General features: G+C 72.4%; 12 protein-coding genes and 1 pseudogene. 5 read left to right on the forward strand and 8 right to left on the reverse strand.

Going from position 1 to position 17,476, the window contains the following annotated elements; translation table 11 throughout:
• Nucleotides 1-5 precede the first annotated feature (5 nt).
• Nucleotides 6-1,775, forward strand: a complete 1,770-nt coding sequence (locus BLU79_RS05035; protein WP_218137762.1) for an HEXXH motif domain-containing protein — start codon at nt 6-8, stop codon at nt 1,773-1,775.
• On the opposite strand, the gene BLU79_RS05040 is transcribed toward BLU79_RS05035, so the two are convergent.
• Nucleotides 1,772-2,659 carry an aminoglycoside phosphotransferase family protein gene (locus BLU79_RS05040; RefSeq protein WP_093904384.1) on the reverse strand — a complete coding sequence of 296 codons (888 nt, stop codon included), beginning with the start codon at nt 2,657-2,659 and terminating at the stop codon, nt 1,772-1,774. The two genes, BLU79_RS05035 and BLU79_RS05040, sit on opposite strands and share 4 nt — an antisense overlap.
• A gap of 53 nt (nt 2,660-2,712) precedes the next feature.
• Between BLU79_RS05040 and BLU79_RS05045 the strand changes: the two genes are divergently transcribed.
• Both BLU79_RS05045 and BLU79_RS05050 read left to right on the forward strand, forming a co-directional pair.
• Nucleotides 2,713-4,119, forward strand: a complete 1,407-nt coding sequence (locus tag BLU79_RS05045) for an NAD(P)/FAD-dependent oxidoreductase (protein WP_177000874.1) — start codon at nt 2,713-2,715, stop codon at nt 4,117-4,119.
• A 109-nt stretch (nt 4,120-4,228) separates the two neighbouring features.
• Nucleotides 4,229-7,492, forward strand: coding sequence for an IPT/TIG domain-containing protein (locus BLU79_RS05050; protein WP_177000875.1), 3,264 nt, complete (start codon nt 4,229-4,231; stop codon nt 7,490-7,492).
• Nucleotides 7,493-7,570: 78 nt separating this feature from the next.
• Here the strand turns inward: BLU79_RS05050 and BLU79_RS05055 are convergent.
• The 3 genes and pseudogenes from BLU79_RS05055 to BLU79_RS05065 form a co-directional block, all read right to left on the reverse strand.
• Nucleotides 7,571-8,876, reverse strand: a pseudogene (locus tag BLU79_RS05055) (MFS transporter).
• A 79-nt stretch (nt 8,877-8,955) separates the two neighbouring features.
• The gene (locus BLU79_RS05060) at nt 8,956-9,936 is read right to left on the reverse strand and encodes a zinc-binding dehydrogenase (protein ID WP_093904385.1); all 981 of its coding nucleotides are present in this window, start codon (nt 9,934-9,936) and stop codon (nt 8,956-8,958) included.
• A 53-nt stretch (nt 9,937-9,989) separates the two neighbouring features.
• Nucleotides 9,990-11,150, reverse strand: a complete 1,161-nt coding sequence (locus BLU79_RS05065) for an FAD-dependent oxidoreductase (RefSeq protein ID WP_093904386.1) — start codon at nt 11,148-11,150, stop codon at nt 9,990-9,992.
• 169 nt (nt 11,151-11,319) lie between these two features.
• Between BLU79_RS05065 and BLU79_RS05070 the strand changes: the two genes are divergently transcribed.
• A complete protein-coding gene (locus BLU79_RS05070) occupies nt 11,320-12,003 on the forward strand; it encodes a pentapeptide repeat-containing protein (RefSeq protein ID WP_093904387.1) in 684 nt (227 codons plus the stop codon).
• A 208-nt stretch (nt 12,004-12,211) separates the two neighbouring features.
• On the opposite strand, the gene BLU79_RS05075 is transcribed toward BLU79_RS05070, so the two are convergent.
• On the reverse strand, nt 12,212-12,712 hold the full coding sequence (locus BLU79_RS05075; RefSeq protein ID WP_093904883.1) for a hypothetical protein: 501 nt from the start codon (nt 12,710-12,712) through the stop codon (nt 12,212-12,214).
• A 78-nt stretch (nt 12,713-12,790) separates the two neighbouring features.
• Here BLU79_RS05075 and BLU79_RS05080 point away from each other — a divergent pair, with 78 nt between their 5' ends.
• Nucleotides 12,791-14,203, forward strand: a complete 1,413-nt coding sequence (locus tag BLU79_RS05080) for a M1 family metallopeptidase (protein WP_093904388.1) — start codon at nt 12,791-12,793, stop codon at nt 14,201-14,203.
• A gap of 25 nt (nt 14,204-14,228) precedes the next feature.
• Here the strand turns inward: BLU79_RS05080 and BLU79_RS05085 are convergent, their stop codons facing one another.
• Genes BLU79_RS05085 through BLU79_RS05095 form a run of 3 tightly spaced genes read right to left on the reverse strand, consistent with a single transcriptional unit; the run spans nt 14,229 to nt 17,440 of the window.
• Nucleotides 14,229-16,049, reverse strand: a complete 1,821-nt coding sequence (locus BLU79_RS05085; RefSeq protein WP_093904389.1) for a hypothetical protein — start codon at nt 16,047-16,049, stop codon at nt 14,229-14,231.
• 36 nt (nt 16,050-16,085) lie between these two features.
• Complete coding sequence (locus BLU79_RS05090; protein ID WP_093904390.1) at nt 16,086-16,862, reverse strand: nucleic acid/nucleotide deaminase domain-containing protein; 777 nt, start codon at nt 16,860-16,862, stop codon at nt 16,086-16,088.
• Between the two features lie 5 nt (nt 16,863-16,867).
• Complete coding sequence (locus tag BLU79_RS05095) at nt 16,868-17,440, reverse strand: SUKH-4 family immunity protein (protein ID WP_093904391.1); 573 nt, start codon at nt 17,438-17,440, stop codon at nt 16,868-16,870.
• Nucleotides 17,441-17,476: the final 36 nt, after the last annotated feature.

The following is a 17,476-nucleotide window of genomic DNA, read 5'->3' on the forward strand; positions in this document are numbered from 1 at the left end:
CCCCCATGCGGCAGGCCGCCCGCCAACATGCCCTTTCTCCACGGTCGTTCGACGAACTGCTGGGCGGTGGAGGCGGTCTTGCGACCGTCGACGCGCTCCGGGTGAGCGAGCGCAGCTGGCGCCTGCTCGTCGTACGCGCGCTGCTGGACTCGGCCGTGTCGGCGCCCACCGGGCCGCTGCCCTCGCTCGCCGACGGCTGGCGGCTGCTGTCGCGGGCCCGGGCCACGGCGGAACCGGCGGTGGAGCGGCTGCTGGCCTACCCGACCGTGGGTGTGTGGGCAGCGCACACGCTGCGCCGGCTGCGCGGGGCAGCCGCCGAGGACGACGCGCCTCTGTGGGCGGACACCGGCCACCTGCACGCGATCGCGGCGAGCGCCGCGATCCTCGCCGGACTGGAGTTCCGTACCGAGATTCCCGTCAGACACGGCTGGGCGGTGCTGCCCGCGCTCGGGGCGATGAGGGTGACCGGCTCCGCGCAGTGGACCGTGGCCGAGGTCGTCGCCTCCGCCGAAGGCGTGCGGATCGCCGGACGGCCACTGACGGAGCCGGACTGGCACGCCCTGTCGGAGCTGTGCGCCGACGGCTGCACCCTTCTCCTGGACGACACCGACACCTATCGCGACCTGCGCAAACCGGCACCCCCGCAGCCCTTCGCCCGCGCCGCCGACTGGCAGCGACTGTTCGGCGAGGCCTGGGAGATCCTGCGCGGGACCGACACCGAGGAGGCACGGGCGCTGGCCGGCGGGCTGGTGTCCCTGGTGCCGCGGCCACGCGCCGAGCGCTTCCGGCCGCACAGCGCCTCCTCGGGTGATGCCTTCGGCGCGGCCCTGGCGTCGCTGCCGGACGACGGCGAGCAGCTCGCCTCGACACTGGTCCACGAGTTCCAGCACAACAAGCTCAGCGCGTTCATGCACCTGTTCACGCTGTACGGCGACAGCGTCGACAACGACGACAGCGACGACAGCGACGACAGCGACGACAGCGACGACAACGACGGGCTGTACTACGCGCCTTGGCGCGACGACCCCCGGCCGCTGGGCGGGCTGCTCCAGGGCGTGTACGCCTTCTTCGGCGTCACCGGGTTCTGGCGGCGGCGCGGCCATGCGCTCGGGCAGTTCGAGTTCGCGCTGTGGCGGGCCCAGACGGCGTACGCGCTCCGGGCCGTCGGCCGGTCCGACCGGCTCACCGAGCCGGGCCGCCGCCTGGTGGCCGAGCTGTCCCGGCGACTTGAGCCCTGGCTGGAAGAGCCGGTGGACGCGCGAGCCCATGCCGCGGCCGAGCTCGCGGTCGCGGACCACCGGGCGACCTGGCGGGCGTACCATCTGCGCCCCGATCCACAGGAGGTCCGTGCGCTCGCCGCGGCCTGGGCCGACGGCGGCCCGCTCCGGTCACCGGCCGGCGACGGAACCCTCACCCCGGGCACTCCGGCCCGCGGCTTCGACACGCGTGCGGTCCTGCTGCGCTGGTCGCTGGCCGACCCGGCCGCTTTCGACGGCCTGCGCAGCGACCCGGGCGGCATGGTCGGCGGAGCCCGCCCGGAGGACATCGCCCTGGTCACGGGGCGGACGGCCGAGGCGTCGAGCGTCTGCCGGGCGCGTATCGGCCGCGGTGGCGGCGACCCGGAGACCTGGGTGGGCCTGGGCCTCGCGGCCCGTGCCGAGGGCGACCCCGCCGGCGACGGCCTGCTCGCGCACCCGCACTGGGCGATGGCCCTGCACACCGCCTTGCGGGGGCAGGCCGATCCGTTGAGGCTGGGCCGCGCACTCGCAGGCTAGAGGGCGCGGTCTCCGAGCCGCCTCGCGATTTCCAGCTGGCGTTCCTCCAGCGGGCGGCTGTCCTCGACGTCCCAGAGGCAGTTCTGCAGGAGACGGCCGTACGTCCACGCACGCGCGCGTGCCCGGTCCAGGCGGAGTACGTCGGTCATGGCGTCGAAGCGCCAGCACACGTCGTCGGCGTCGAAGCGGTTGTCGAGGGCGGGCCACAGCTCGAAGCCGGGGTCGCCGGCGAGGGGCTTGGGGTCGAGGGCGAGCCACGGGGCGCGTTCGGAGGCGAGGACGTTCTCGTCGTGCAGGTCCCAGTGCAGGAGGCGGTCGCCGGGTTCGTCGACGACTTCCCGTACGGCCGCCGCGCAGTCGGCGACGATGCGGCGGGCCTCCGGATCCGCGATGCGCTCCAGCGCCCAGGGCGTCTGCTCCAGCATGGCCTGCGCGATGTCGCCGAGGCGGCGCAGGCCGGCGGGCGCGGGGAACGACGTGAGGTGGGCCAGGAGGCGGGCGATGACCAGCACGGATTCGTGGACGTCCGGAAGGTGCGCGAGCATGCGGGACGAGTCGAGGCGTTCCAGGAGCATCGTGCCCGTGGTCGCGTCGTGGTCCAGGAGCCGTACCGCCCCGTCGCCGTCCCATGCGCGCAGGGCCACCGGTTCGCCCTCGCTCTCCTCGTCGAGGAGTTGGAGCTTCAGGACGGCCGGGGTGGCGTCCTGTCGGAGGACCGGGAGGACCAGGGCGGAGACCCCGTGCATCGGCGGTCCGTCGAGCGTGAGCTCCCAGCGGTCGAGGAAGTCGGCCGTCAGGGCCGGCAGTCCGGCGATGAAGGCGCGGCCCGCCTCTCCGTTGTACTCCTGCTGTGATGCGGCGAGCTCCTGCGGAATGTCGATCACATCGCGACCCTACGGGGCTCCCGGAATCGGCTCACCCCCATTACCGTCCTCGCATGAGCAGCTCGGACAGTGGTGCCGTGAACGGCGGCATCTCCTTCTGGTACGCGGACGACGGCCTCCCTGAGGTGCGCGAGCCGCTTGCGGGGGACGCCTCCGCGGACGTGGTGATCGTGGGCGGCGGATACACGGGACTGTGGACCGCGTACTACCTGAAGAAGGCGGTCCCCTTCCTCCGTATCACCGTCCTGGAACAGAAGTTCTGCGGGTACGGGGCTTCGGGGCGCAACGGCGGGTGGTTGTACAACGGGATCGCGGGGCGCGACCGGTACGCGAAACGGCACGGCCATGACGCGGCCGTACGGCTTCAGCGGGCCATGAACGACACCGTGGACGAGGTCATCAGGGCCGTGGCGGAGGAGGGCTTCGACGCCGGTGTCCACAAGGGCGGCGTGCTCGAAGTCGCCCGTACGCCCGCGCAGTGGGCGCGGCTGAAGGACTTCCACGAGCACGAGGTGTCGTACGGCGAGAAGGACCGTGTGCTGTACGGCGCCCGGGAGACCGCCCGGCGGATCAGGGTCGCGGACGCGGTCGGCTCGACGTGGACGCCGCACGGGGCGCGGGTGCACCCGGTGAAGCTGGTGAAGGGCCTCGCGGCGGCCGTGGCGGCGCTCGGGGTGACGATCCACGAGCTGACGCCGGTGACGGAGATCCGGCCCAAGCACGCCGTCACGCCGTACGGCACCGTCCGTGCGCCCTATGTCCTGCGCTGCACCGAGGGCTTCACCGCCGCCCTCAAGGGGCAGAAGCGGACCTGGCTGCCGATGAACTCGTCGATGATCGCCACCGAACCGCTGACGGAGGCGCAGTGGGAGGCGATCGGCTGGGACGGACGCGAGACGCTCGGCGACATGGCGCACGCCTACATGTACGCGCAGCGCACCGCCGACGGGCGGATCGCGCTGGGCGGGCGCGGGGTGCCGTACCGCTTCGGGTCGCGGACCGACAACGACGGGCGGACGCAGCCGGCGACCGTCGAGGCGCTGCGGGACCTCCTCGTCGAGTTCTTCCCGGCGCTGGCCGGGGTGCGGATCGAGCACGCCTGGTCGGGGGTGCTGGGCGTGCCGCGCGACTGGTGCGCCACGGTGACGCTGGACCGCTCGACGGGACTCGGTTGGGCGGGCGGTTACGTCGGCTCGGGCGTCGCCACCGCCAACCTCGCGGCGCGCACCCTGCGGGACCTGGTGCAGCAGGACTCCGGGCAGGGCGGGCGGACCGACCTGACCGACCTGCCGTGGGTCGGGCACAAGGTGCGCAGATGGGAGCCGGAGCCGCTGCGCTGGCTCGGGGTGCACGGGCTGTACGCCACCTACCGGGCGGCGGACCGGCGGGAGCGCCTCACCAGCGGCGTCGAGGCCTCGAAGCTGGCGCGGATCGCCGACCGGGTGGCCGGGCGGCACTGACGAAACTTTCGCCGATTTTCCCCCTGGATGCTCACTGGATACTCATGAGAGCGCTGTCACACCTGTGTGCGACCATCGCCTCAACGACCACTGATCCAGGGGGGATTCCATGTCCGAGGACGATTCCTGTCCGCCTGCGAGACGGGCGAGACGGAGGCGGACGGCCTTGTTTCCGGCCGTGTTCGCCGCCGCCGTCTCGCTGTTCGCCTCCACGCTGACCCTGACCGCTGCGAGCCCCGCCGTCGCCGCCGACGAAGCGTGCGCGCCGCTCGCGCTCACGCCGTTCGGCGACCCGGGGGACGCCGTCGGCAAGGCGACCGTCGCACCCGACTCCAGCGTCTGCTACACCGTCACCGTCGAGACCCCGGGCCTCTATCTGGCACCGGCGCTGGACGGCAGCGGCAACACGGTGACCAGGCAGCTGCTCGCCGCCGACGGCAGCGAGGTGGACTGCCACGGCGACGAGTACGCGACGAGCGGCATGTGCGCCGTGCCCGCGGCCGGCACCTACACGCTGAAGGTCCTCAACTCCGGCTGGGAGGACGAGGACACGTCGGTCACCTTCGTGCCGCTCGGCTCGACCCGGGGCTGCGCGGACCCCGTCGGCACCAACTGGGACCAGCCTGACCTCACCCGTACGACCGTGAGCCGGGTGGAGGTCGACTGCCAGCCCTTCGAGGGCGCGAGCGGTGACCGGGTCCGGCTCAGGTACGGCTCGAAGGTGTACGGCGACTCCCTCGCCTGGATCACCGACGCCACCGGCAAGCGGATCTGCGAGCGGTTCCCGGAGAACGACGAGGACAGCTGCGTGCTGCCCGGCGACGGCCCCTACCGGGTGATCTCCACCGTCTCCCGCTCGGAGAACGGCTTCCCCGCCGAGTTCGCGGTGAAGGTGCGCCGGCTCAGCGACCCGCAGGGCTGCACCGCCGCCCCGGTCCGCCCGTTCGGCACGCTGGAGCAGCAGGACCTCACCGCCAACCCGTGCTTCACCTTCACCGCCGGTGCGGCGGGCCCGTACACCGTGCACTCGGTGGGCGAGAACCGTGAGGTCGGGGTGGCCCGGGTGTACGACGCGGCCGGGCTGAGCGTGTGCCGGTACGGCACCGACCCGTGCCGGATCAAGACGCCGGGCACCTACACGGCCGTCCTCGACGACGGCACGTATCCCTTCCGTGACACCCGCGCCGGTCTGGTCGTCCTCGACCGTGCCTCCGACGCCGGGTGCGTGGCCGGGACCGGGCTGCACAAGGGCGAGTTGAGCACGGTCGGGCAGTACGACTGCCTCACGCTGGACGCCCCGCAGGGCGCCCGGATCGCCGCGCTCACCTCGCTCTCCTCGGCCGGGCTGACCCCCGAGGTGGAGGTCCTGGACCGGACCGGCACCGCGCAGTGCGACGAGGACAAGCTCCGGGGCGGCGACTGCGCGCTCACCGGTGAGGCCCCCTACCGGGCGCTGGTGCACACCGAGGATCGCGGCGACTCGGCGACGGGCGCGTACGCGGTGGCCTTCCACCGCACCGACGTCGTGGAGGGCTGCCCCGTCCTGCCCGCCGGCAGTTTCGGGGCGGGCGGCGCGAAGGCCACGCTGACCACCGGCGACGGCATCTTCTCGCACTGCCTCGGCATCCCCGCGGACGCGCACACGGACGCCGAGGTCTTCCAGTTGATCGCCACCTCCGGGACCGCCTCGGCGTCGTTCTCGGTGGTGGACTCCGACGGCAAGCGGGTCTGCGAGCGCTACGCCACCACCAACGGCTGGACCCTCTGCTCCCTCACTCCGGGCAAGGCGCACACGGTGCTGGTCAACGGCCGCGACGAGGCCGCCACGTACACCCTGACCCGACGGGACGTCACCGAGAGCGCCTCCTCGGCGGGCTGCGCGACGACCGCTGCGGCGAAGGTGGGCGGGCCCTCGGTGAAGAGCGCCTACGCCGGCCCCGGCACCCTCGACTGCCACCAGGTGACCACCGCCGCGGCCACGGACGTCGTGCACGTCAACGTGCGCGACGCCCTCGGCACGGCCAACTCCGCGGTGATCGGCGGGGACGGCCGCATGGAGTGCTCCTTCCGCAACTCTCCCTGTGCGGCCACCGGATCCACCACCCACCAGGTGCTCGTGCAGACGCCGGTCACGCTGAAGGCGGCGCCCGAGTACCGCCTGGACGCCCTGCGTATCGCGACCGCCGACGGTCCGGCGCCGGAGTGCGTCAAGGTGCCGTCCGTGGCGTACGGGTACGGGCCGGTCACCGGCACGCTGGACGAGTCGCGCACCGCGGTGTGCGCGGCGCTGCCGACCGCCGGGTTCGACCGCTTCGAGACCGACATCAAGGACACGGGCGGCGCCACCACCAGGGCGGTGCCGGTGCTGTACAACACGTCGACCTGGGCCAACGGGTGCATGTACTTCTCGGACGGCGGCGCCGAATGCGACGCGCTCGGCTCCTCCCCGGTGAGCACGCCGACGGTGTTCCTGCTGGGTCTGCCCGAGAAGGCGTCCACGACGGCCTACAGCGCCCAGCTGACCTGCACGTCCACGCCGTGCGGCACCGAGGAGACGGCCGTCACCGCGGTCGGCCCCGACACCGGTACCGCCGGCGGCAAGGTGAAGCTCACGGTCACCGGCACCGCGCTGGGCCCGGACGTCACCGTCCGGCTGAGCCAGTCCGGGAAGACGGTCACGGCGAAGGCGGACTCGGTCTCCGCAGACAACCGGACGGTGACCGCGACCCTCGACCTGACCGGCGTGGCCACCGGCACCTGGAACGTCAGCGTGATCACGCGCGGCTGGGAGTTCCCGCGGGGCACCTTCACCGTGACCCCCCAGCCCAGGCTGGAGAACACGGCCGCTCCCAAGGTCACCGGCACGGCCAAGACGGGCGCCAAGGTCACGGCCGCGCCCGGGAGTTGGTCGGCGGCCCCGTCGTCGTATACGTACCAGTGGAAGGCGAACGGGACGGCGATCAGCGGGGCGACCGCGGCGACGTACACCGTCCCCGCCTCGGCGGTCGGCAAGAAGCTCACCGTGACCGTCACCGCGGTCAGGTCCGGCTGGGTCAGCGGGTCGGCGACCTCGGCGGCGGTGACCGTGGCCAAGGGGGACGCGCCCAAGGCGACCAAGCTGCCGGTGATCAGCGGGACGGTGAAGGTCGGCAAGACACTGAAGGCGACCAAGGGGACATGGAGCCTCGCGCCGACGTCGTACGCGTATCAGTGGTACGCGAACGGGACGGCGATCAGCGGGGCCACCAAGTCGTCGTTCGTGCTGAAGTCGGCGCAGAAGGGCAAGAAGATCACCGTGAAGGTGGTCGCACACCGTACGGGTCACAAGGACGGGTCGGCGGTGAGCAAGGCGACGAGGGCGGTCGCCGGCTGACCCTGTGACAGCAGGCCGACCCTCGACGGAGGGTGGGGGAGGGGCTCCGCGGTCCGGTGGGGCCCCTCCCCCCGTTTCTCAGGCCACCTTCTCCGGTACCGGCGCCTCCTGCGTGGCGCCGTGCCCCGGGGGTTTCGCCGTCACCATCAGGGCCGCGACCAGGCCGGCCAGGAGCATGATGGCGGCAGCCCACCAGATGGCGACGGTGTTCAGCAGCGCCGTACCGATCGAACCGCCCACCTGCTGCGAGGTGTTGACGGTCGTGGAGGTCACGCCCGAGTCCTGCGGGGCCACGCCCGCCGTCGCCGTGGCGAACACCGGCATGAAGATCAGGCCCATGCCGAGGCCCATGAGGATCAGGGCGGGCAGGATGTCGGCCGCGTAGGACGAGTGCACCGTCAGCCGGGTCAGGAGCATCATGCCGACCGCCGCCGGCAGTGCGCCCGGGGCCATGAGCAGGCGCGGTGCCACATGGTCCAGGAGCCGGGCGGCGATCTGGGTGGAGCCGGTGATGATCGCGGCGGTGAGCGGGAGGAAGGCGAGGCCGGTCGTCACCGGCGAGTACTCGAGGATGACCTGGAGGTAGTAGGTCATGAACAGGAACAGCCCGAACATGCCGATGACGGCGAGCGCCATGGTGAGGAAGCAGCCGGCGCGGGTGCGGTCCTTGATGATGTGCAGCGGGAGCAGCGGCATCGGGGCCCGCGTCTGCCACCACACGAACGCCGCGAGGAGGACGACTCCCACCGCGAACAGGGTGAGCACCATCGGGTCGGTCCAGCCGCGCGGCTGCGCCTCGGCGAACCCGTAGACGATGGCGACCAGGCCGCCGCAGCCCAGCAGCACGCCGGGCACGTCGAGGCGGGCGCCCGGCCGGCCGGGGCTGTCGTGCAGCAGGGCGAGGGCGCCGATGACGGCGATCACGGCGATGGGCACGTTGACGTACAGGCACCAGCGCCAGTTCAGGTACTCGGTGAGGAGACCGCCGACGATGAACCCGATCGCGCTGCCGCTGCCGGCCAGGGCGCCGTAGATGCCGAAGGCCTTGCCGCGCTCCTTGGGGTCGGTGAAGGTCGTCGTCAGCAACGACAGCGCCGACGGGGCCAGTACGGCGGCGAAGCCGATGAGCCCGATGACGAAGGTGCGCTTGCGGCCCACGAGGTCGGCGATCCGGCCGCCGAGCAGGAGCAGCCCACCGAAGGCCAGCGTGTAGGCGGTGATCACCCTCCCCCACTGCCTTAAAGGCGTGGGGGGGGGACCCCAGTCGGTCGGCGTCGGATATGCCGAGGTCCTCCTGCGCGGACGGGAGCGCGATGATCACCAGGCCCCACCAGCGGCGGGGGTCGACGTCTTGGGCGGATTCACCCGTTCGGGTGATGCTCACCGGCAAGAAGACCATGACTCGCGCCGAGTCGCATCTGGAGAGGGCTGGCGTATCCGCTGGTGCGGGGGCTTGCGGCCGGTCATGGCTCCAGTACCACCTTTCCGGTGGTTCCGCGCGTTTCGAGGGCACGGTGGGCGACCGCCGCCTCGCTGAGCGGGAAGCGCTGCACGGCCGGGGTGAGGCGGCCCGCGGCGGCCTCGGCGAGGGCGCGCAGTTCCAGGGTCTGTACGGGGTTGGGGCCGCCCGCCTTCCGCATCATCACGGGGCCGAGGACCTGCTCGGAGACGTCATCGACGAGGTAGGGCTCGCCGTCGTGCAGCCCCGCTCCGGACCAGCCGAAGACGAGGTGCCGGCCGCCGGGCCCGAGCAGGGCCACGGACTCGCGGGCGACCTCGCCGCCGACGCCGTCGAATACGACGGTCGCCGGGCGCCCACCCAGGAAGGCGCGGACCTTCCCGGGCCACCCGGGGTCCTTGTAGTCGACGGCGAGATCGGCGCCGTTCTCCCGCACCCGGGCCACCTTCTCGGGGCCGCCGGCGAGGCCGATGACGACGGCGCCGGCGTTGCGGGCGTACTGCACGAGCAGGCTGCCGATGCCGCCGGCCGCCGCCGGGATCACGGCGACCGCGTCCGGGCCGAGCTCGGCGAACTGGAGGATCCCCATCGTCGTACGGCCCGTGCCGATCATGGCGACGGCCTCGGCGAAGTCGAGGTTCGCCGGGATCTCATGGACACGGTCGACGTCGGCGACGGCCAGCTCGGCGTAGCCGCCCGGCGCGAAGCCGAGGTGGGCGACGACGCGCTTGCCGAGCCAGAGCGCGGCCACGCCCTCGCCGAGGGACTCGACGACGCCCGCGACCTCGCGGCCGGGGATGGTGGGCAGTGTGGTCGGGCTCGGTGCCGGGCCCTGGACGCCCTCGCGCAGGGCGGTGTCGAGGAGGTGGACGCCGGCCGCGGCCACGGCGATGCGGACCTGGCCGGGGCCGGGGGAGGGGTCGTCGACCTGCTCGTAGGTGAGGTTCTCGGCCGGGCCGAAGGTGTGCAGGCGGATGGCGTGCATCGGGGTCCCCCATCGTTGTGAACTCGGGTCCGTCAGACACCCACTCTTCGACCTCAAGCTTGCTTGAGGTCAAGGGCGTGCCGGCCGAGGGCCAGGGACACCGCCGTGAGCGCGCTGTTGAAGGACACCTCGGACAGGACGCCGGGGGCGGCGACCTGGTCCCCCGCGAGGTAGACGCCGTCACCGCGGTCGACGGCCGGACGGTCCCGCCAGCTCGTGCCGGGCAGGTCGACGGCTCCGGTACGGCCGCTCGCGACGGACGCCCGCCGCCAGGTGACGCGCTCGCGCCAGCCGGGGAAGCCGAGGTCGAGGAGCTGCTCGGCGCGGGCCACGCCGTCGGCCTTGGACTCGTGCGGGGCGAGGGGGATCTGTCCCTGGATCAGCTGCTCACCGGCCGGCGCCAGGGAGCGGTCCTGCGCGGTGAACCGCTCCAGCCACCCGGTCGCGTCGAGATCGGACACGACGAAGGCGTCCCCGCGCCGGGTGCGCACCGCCAGGTCGACGAGTGCCGTACGGCCGCTCGTCCACGTCAGGGAGTCGTCCCTGAGGAGACGGCGGGCCGCGTCGAGGGAGGTGGCGACGACGACGGGTGTGTCGGTGGGGAGTTCGTCGACGCGGGACAGCGTCTCCATCCGCACCCCGAGATTCCACGCCCGGGCCGCCATCCGGTCGATCAGGGTCGCCCAGCCGCCCCGCGGATAGTGCGCCTCCGGCGGCAGCTTGGTGGCCCGCCGCAGCCGCTCCCGCACGAACGCGGCGGACAGGGCGCCGGGGTCGTGGTGGAACAGGGCGACCGCGGAGTAGTGCGCGGCGGCTCGCGCGCCCTCCTCGCCGGCGATACCGGTGGCCCAGGTCAGGAAGTCGACGTCGACGGGCGCCTGCGGCAGACCGCGCCGCAGCAGCTTGAGCATGGCGAAGGGCGGGGTGCGGCGCAGCACACCCCGGTGCCGCAGCCGCAGCCGGGCCGCCTCCAGGGGCGGGATCGGCGCGAGCGGCCCGATCAGGTCGCGCTGCTTGAGCCAGGCCCAGTGCGGGCCGCCGCTGTACAGGGCGTGCGGTCCCTCATTGGTCCTGTACGGCCCCTCGGCGGTTCGCGCCCGCCCGCCGAGGGTGTGATGGGCTTCGTACACGGTGACCTTGGCGCCCGCCTCGGCGGCGGTGATGGCCGCGGTGAGTCCGGCGAAGCCGCCGCCTACGACGGTGATGCGGTGCATGGCTGGGGTCTCCCTCTTGCTCGGGGCCGCGCCGGCTCGGGTCGCTCTTGCCCGGGGTCGCCTTTCTTGCCTTCCGGTGAGTACGACGGTTCCGGCACCCCGGAATGTGACATCGGCGGTCTCCTCCCAGGTCAGGGGGATTGTCAGTGGTGGGGTGCAGCATGGGGGCATGGCGAGGAAAGCGATGGGTGAGAGCGGAGTGAAGGGCGCGCGGCGGCCCGAGGTGCGGCTGCCGGCGCTGGAGCCGTACCGGGAGGGGCCGTTGGAGCCGGACGGCGACTACGACAGCCTGGAGTTCCGGGAGGAGGACCTCACCGGGCAGGACGGCGGCGGGGCCCGCTTCATGGACTGCGCGCTGCGGGGCTGCGTCCTGGACGAGACCAGACTCCGGCACGCCCGGCTCCTCGACTCCGTCCTGACGGCCCCCCGGGGCGTCGGCACCGACCTCGCCGAGGCGACCCTGCGCGATGTGGAGCTGGTGGACGCCCGGCTGGGCGGGGCGCAGTTGCACGGCGCCGTCCTGGAGCGGGTCCTGATCCGGGGCGGCAAGATCGACTACCTGAACCTGCGCAAGGCCAAGCTGAGAGACGTCGTCTTCGAGGGCTGCGTCCTGGTCGAGGCGGACTTCGGGGGCGCCCGGCTCGAACGGGTGGAGTTCGTGGACAGCGTGCTGAAGGGGGCGGACCTCAGCGGGGTGACGCTGACGGACGTGGACCTGCGGGGGGCGGCCGAGCTGGAGATCGCGCGAGGGGTGGAGCGGCTGGCGGGGGCGGTGATCAGTCCTGCGCAGCTGCTGGATCTGGCGCCGGTGCTGGCGGCGGAGCTGGGGGTGCGGGTGGAGGCCGGTCCGTGATCGGCACCCGGACGGGTCCGGTATGATTGACGCAGAGCTGCTCGCCAGAACTCCTGGCGGTCGGTGATGCGTTGGTGGTCCAAGGAAAGACGCCCCGCTTCCTGCGGGGAAATGCAGGTGCAAGGCCTGCCCGGCGCTCTGAACAAGAAGCCCCTTCCGTTCACACGGGAGGGGCTCCTTCGTTGTGCCGGCAAGGCTCGCGCAGGCGCTACGTCACCCGCGGAAAGCGCGCCTGCAGGGTCCAGATTGCCGGGTTCTCGCCGAGGTCGTCGTGCAGGTCGATCAGATCGGCGAGCAGGTCGTGCAGGAAGTCGCGGGCCTCGCGGCGCAGTTCGGTGTGCGAGAAGGTCAGCGGGGGCTCCTCCGCGGGCATCCAGTCCGCCTCGATGTCCACCCAGCCGAAGCGGCGCTCGAAGAGCATGCGGTCCGTGGACTCGGTGAAGTCCAGTTCCGCGTGCTGGGGGCGTGAGGCGCGGGAGCCGGCGGGGTCCCGGTCCAGCCGCTCGGCGATGTCGCACAGGGCCCAGGCGAAGTCGAGCACCGGCACCCATCCCCAGGCTGTGGACAACTCCCGGTCCGCCTTGGTGTCGGCGAGGTAGACGTCGCCGCAGAACAGGTCGTGGCGCAGGGCGCGGACGTCCGCGCGGCGGTAGTCCGTCTGCGGGGGGTCCGGGAAGCGGTTGGAGAGGGCATAGCCGATGTCGAGCACGGAGGTGATGGTGTCACGGCCCACGCTCATAGGATCACTGGCGTGTCCCGTTCTGCGTCCCTTGTCCCGACGGTCCGGATGTTCCCGGCCACCCGTACGTCCCGGGCCGTCGGCTGCGCCCTGCTCGTCGCCCTTGCCCTGGCGGCGTGCGGCAGCGGCGTTCAGGGCACGCCCGGCGGCTCCGGCGTGCGCGACCCGTACTTCCCCAAGGCAGGCAACGGCGGCTACGACGTCACTCACTACGCCCTCGACCTGGCCTACGAACCCGACGACCGCCACCTCACCGGCACGGCGGAGATCACCGCACGGGCCGTCCAGGATCTCTCCGCCTTCGACCTCGACCTGGAGGGCATGGACGTCGAGCGGGTCACGGTGGAGGGCGAGCCTGCCCGCTGGAGCCGCAACGGCCAGGAACTGGTCGTCCGCCCGCACGACGAGCTCGACCGGGGCGAGACCTTCCGGCTCACCGTCCGCTACTCCGGCACTCCGCAGACCATCACCGACCCCGACGGCTCCGAGGAGGGCTGGCTCCCCACCGACGACGGCGCCCTCGCGCTCGGCGAGCCGACGGGGTCCATGGCGTGGTTCCCCGGCAACCACCACCCGTCCGACAAGGCGTCGTACGACATCGCGGTCACCGTGCCGGAGGGGCTCCAGGCCGTCTCCAACGGAGAGTTGACCAACCGGACGACCAGCGGCCGCCGTACGACCTTCCGTTGGCACGCCGCCGAACCCATGGCCAGTTACGTCGCCACCGTCGCCATCGGGGACTACGACATCCGCCGCTCCACGGTCAGCGGTACGGCGGGCGGCGAGCTGCCCGTCCACACCGCCGTGGCGCCTTCCGAGGACGGCCCCGCCCGAGAGGTCCTCGCCCGGATCCCCGAGTTCATGGAGTGGGCCGAGGACAACTTCGGCCCCTACCCCTTCTCCTCCACCGGCGCGATCGTCGCCCGCCGGAACGCCGCCGGTTACGCCCTGGAGACCCAGAACCGGCCCGTCTTCCCCGGTGCCCCCGGCACCGAGCTGTTCGTCCACGAACTCGCGCACCAGTGGTTCGGCAACTCCGTGACGCCGAAGAGCTGGCGGGACATGTGGCTGAACGAGGGCTTCGCGACGTACGCGGAGTGGCTGTGGCGGGAGGACCACGGCGGCGACAGCGCCCAGGAGACCTTCGACGCCCTGTACGACCACGGCGAGGACAAGCTCAAGGACCTGTGGTCCTTCCCGCCGGCGAAGCCCACGAGCGCCGCGCAGATCTCCGCCGGCCCCGTCTACCACCGTGGCGCGATGGTCCTGCACAAGATCCGTCAGACCGTCGGCGACGACACCTTCCACTCCATCGTCCGGGGCTGGGCGGCGGAGCACCGCCACGGCAACGCGGACAGCGCCGACTTCACGGCGTATGTGGAGGAGCAGGCGCCGGGGGAGGACTTCACCGGCATCTGGGAGGACTGGCTGTACGGAGACGGGAGACCCGACCGGCCCTGAGAGCAGCCCCTTCGGCTGAGGCGCCTCACCGCTCCCTGAGCGCGTCCAGCCGCGGCCGTATCGCACACAGCCCCTCGGGGCCCCCGACGAGGAGCAGTCCCTCGGGGGTGAGTGCGAGGGTGTCGCAGGGGTGCGGCAGCGGCAGGACGCGCACCTCGCCCGAGAACACGTGCCACAGGTGCAGCTCGCCGTCGCTCCAGGCCACGGCGAGCACCGGACCGACGGGAGTGTCGGCCGCGGCGAGGGCCGTTGCCAGATACCGGCGCTGCTGTACCGGCACGGGCATCGGCTCGTCCGAGCCCGTCTCCCACAGCCGTACCGAACCGTCCGACGCGGCGCTGAAGGTGAGGGTCAGCCCGTCGGCGGTGTCGACGCCGGTGACGGCCGTCACCGGCCGCTCGTGCACACGGCAGGAGCGCGGGGTGTCCTGGTACTCGCCCAGGGACCACACATGGACCATGCCGCTCCGGTCGCCGACGACGGCGTACGGACTCCGCGTGCCACCACTGCCAAGCGCCGTGACCAGGGACTCCTCCCCGGCGAGCGCGGCCGAGCCGTGGTGCTCGGCGATGTGCCCGAGCACGATCGCGGCGGTCGGGTCGTCCTCGGACACCAGAGGGAGCAGCGCGTCGGAGCGGTCGAGCAGCAGTGCCGAGCGGGCGTCACGCGCGGCGACGGACCGCGGTCGTACGGCGGCCGGGCGGACGCGGGGCGGCGAGGAGCCGGGCTCCACGGACGCGGCATCGCCGGGTCCCACGGCCGGCGCGGCACCGATCGCCCCGACGGACGCGCCGCTGTCCACGTCGTAGGTCCGCAGCCGCCCCGTGGCGTCGGCCGTCAGCAGCCGTCGCTCCTCCCCCGGCATCTGCGCGAGCGCGGTCACCGCGAGATCCTGCCGGTTCCACTCCGCGGTCCACCAGTGGTGTCGGGCCAGGGGGTGGAGGAACTCGGCCAGGACCTCGTCCGTGCCCACGGCCGCGGTGTGCAGCAGGGCGGCCCGCTCGGCGCTGTCGGTGTGATGTGCCGTCAGCTCGGGCGCGGCACGTCGCCACACCCGGCGCAGTTGCCCCGGTACGGGGATGCGCTCGTCGGCGAGGACGGCGGTGAGCGCCGTCGCCGAGCCGTGCACCAGGAACCCGGGGTCGCTCAACAGGCCGGATACGGTAGCTCTTTCGTCGTCGGCGCTCAGGGCGGCGTCGAGGATGTGCCGGAGGACCGTGGCGGGTGCCGCGGCCCAGTCCGGCCGACCGTCGGAGGTGTGCGGGACCGCCGCGACGAGGTCCGTGTACGACGCCTGGTGGGCAGCGGGTACCCCGGTGCGGTCGCCCAGGTCGACGACCTCGATGCCGTCCGCGGACAGTAGCTCCGACGCGCCGACCTCAACGGCCGCGCGGAGATGGGGAATCGCCAGCAGCGGCTCCAGCAGCTCGGCGACCAGGGTCCGCGGTGCCGCCGCGGGCAGATCCCCGGGGCCCGCCCCGGCCCGGTGCAGATCGGGTACGAGGAGCAGCAACGGCCGCTCGTCCTGGGCTATCCGGTCCAGCAGGCGTGCCGGGGACAAGGGGCCGTAGCCGAGCTGGCGCCCCAACTCCCAGGCGAAGGTCTCGGTGGTCAGTCCCTCGGACGGCACGGTGGCATGCACGGTGATGCCCGGCCGGTCGATCGTCCCGGCCAGGAGCCAGGCGAGCAGAGCGCTCTTGCCGCTGCCGTCGGCTCCCCGCACCCGACACAGCCGGGGCCCGTTTCCGTCGGCCGCCCAGTCGAGCAACTGCTGCCCGGCGGCCCGCTTGTCGTCGTCGAGCGGCGGCCAGGAGGCGATGTCCGGTGTGACGGCACCGACGGTCATGATGTGCTGATTCCCCTCTTGTTGTTCTCCGGCGTCCTACGACGGCGGCTGGTCCGCCGCCTCGCGCAGTTGCCGGATGCCCTCGGTACGGGACTCGGCCGTCTCCCCGTAGGGGAAGTTGTGCGTCAGCTGCGCCTCGGGGAAGACCTGCCCGAGCCACAGCGAGCAGTAGTGCCCGGGCATGAAGCAGGCCTCCAACTCGGTGTGGATCCGCAGCACTTGCTCCGGCGCGACACCCGCGGCCCGCAACCGGGCCCACAGCCGCTCCTCCGGGTGGACGCCGATGTCGCCGGCCTGCGTGACGATCTGCTTCTCGCCCCGGTCGTCGACGATCTCGAAGGCGGTGAACCACTCCGCGCTCGCGGTGTCCCTGATGTCGTCGAGAACGAGGGGCCACCAGTTCTCGCGCCCCTCGAAGGCCCGAGGGTCGAGCGCCCGCAACCGCTGCTCCAGCTCCGCGAACGTGGCGGCGGCCTCCCGCGGCTGATCGGTGCCGAGGATCACCGCGAGGGCCTCGTCCAGCGCGGTGAGCGACTGGGCGAACGCCTCCTCGGTCGCGTTCACGAAACGCACCTCCTCGTTCCAGTCGAGGAGTACGGCCCGTACGACACTCTCGCCGTCGGCGCAGAGCTCGAAGCCGCGGTCCGAGCCGAACCGGCTCCACCGCCGGCACTCGTCCCGTACGACCGTACGGCCGACGGAGCGCGCGAACTCCTCCAGGGGTACGGGGTCGGACTCGGCGGTCGCGAAGTACGGGCCGACCGTCAGCGGGACGGTGATCCTCCCGAAATTCCGAACATCACTGCTGTTCATCGCGACTACCTCGCATCGGGATCGGCGACATACTCCAGAATGTCGTGCCAGCGTGACTGGCCCACCTCCAGAGCGGCCGAATCGATTTCCCTCATCTGCTCGGTCAGACGCTCCGCCGCACCCTCCGGGTCGATCGATTCCAGCTCCGACTCGAAATCGTAATTCGGACGCTCTTTCTCCAGCAGATAGAGAAAGTAGGCGAAAGAATTCACGTCCTTGTTCAGCGGATAGGTCTCGGACTCGTCGCCCGGCAGGCAGTGGACGGTACCGGTGACCCCGTCCAGGGCGATGTCGTCGTAGGGGACCATGCCGAGGAGGATCCAGCCCTCCGCCCCCTCGGGCAGGTCGGTCCAGCGTTCACGCAGGTCGTCGTAGCACTCGCCGAGCGGCCTCGCCTGCTCCGGGGTCCCGTCGACGAGGTCGAACCAGGGATTCGGGCGGGCCGGAATGCCGACGTCACGCAGGAAGCGCGCGCTCGGCTCGTGCCGGATGTTCGCCACCACTGCTTCGGGAAACGTGATGAGTTCTTCCGGGGCGAACTCGGACTCCAGGGTTTCCCGGTCGATCGGGGATGGCATCTCGTGACCTGCCTGCCTTGCGAATGAGAGGAGTGC

It is taken from the genome of Streptomyces sp. cf386, assembly GCF_900103585.1.
Classification (GTDB): domain Bacteria; phylum Actinomycetota; class Actinomycetes; order Streptomycetales; family Streptomycetaceae; genus Streptomyces.

Coding starts and splice junctions, on each gene's coding strand:
- BLU79_RS05070 (WP_093904387.1), top strand. CDS start 11,320: ATGGCGAGGAAAGCGATGGGTGAGAGCGGAGTGAAGGGCGCGCGGCGG.
- BLU79_RS05065 (WP_093904386.1), bottom strand. CDS start 11,150: ATGCACCGCATCACCGTCGTAGGCGGCGGCTTCGCCGGACTCACCGCG.
- BLU79_RS05090 (WP_093904390.1), bottom strand. CDS start 16,862: ATGAACAGCAGTGATGTTCGGAATTTCGGGAGGATCACCGTCCCGCTG.
- BLU79_RS05045 (WP_177000874.1), top strand. CDS start 2,713: ATGAGCAGCTCGGACAGTGGTGCCGTGAACGGCGGCATCTCCTTCTGG.
- BLU79_RS05095 (WP_093904391.1), bottom strand. CDS start 17,440: ATGCCATCCCCGATCGACCGGGAAACCCTGGAGTCCGAGTTCGCCCCG.
- BLU79_RS05050 (WP_177000875.1), top strand. CDS start 4,229: ATGTCCGAGGACGATTCCTGTCCGCCTGCGAGACGGGCGAGACGGAGG.
- BLU79_RS05060 (WP_093904385.1), bottom strand. CDS start 9,936: ATGCACGCCATCCGCCTGCACACCTTCGGCCCGGCCGAGAACCTCACC.
- BLU79_RS05085 (WP_093904389.1), bottom strand. CDS start 16,049: ATGACCGTCGGTGCCGTCACACCGGACATCGCCTCCTGGCCGCCGCTC.
- BLU79_RS05035 (WP_218137762.1), top strand. CDS start 6: ATGCGGCAGGCCGCCCGCCAACATGCCCTTTCTCCACGGTCGTTCGAC.
- BLU79_RS05080 (WP_093904388.1), top strand. CDS start 12,791: ATGTTCCCGGCCACCCGTACGTCCCGGGCCGTCGGCTGCGCCCTGCTC.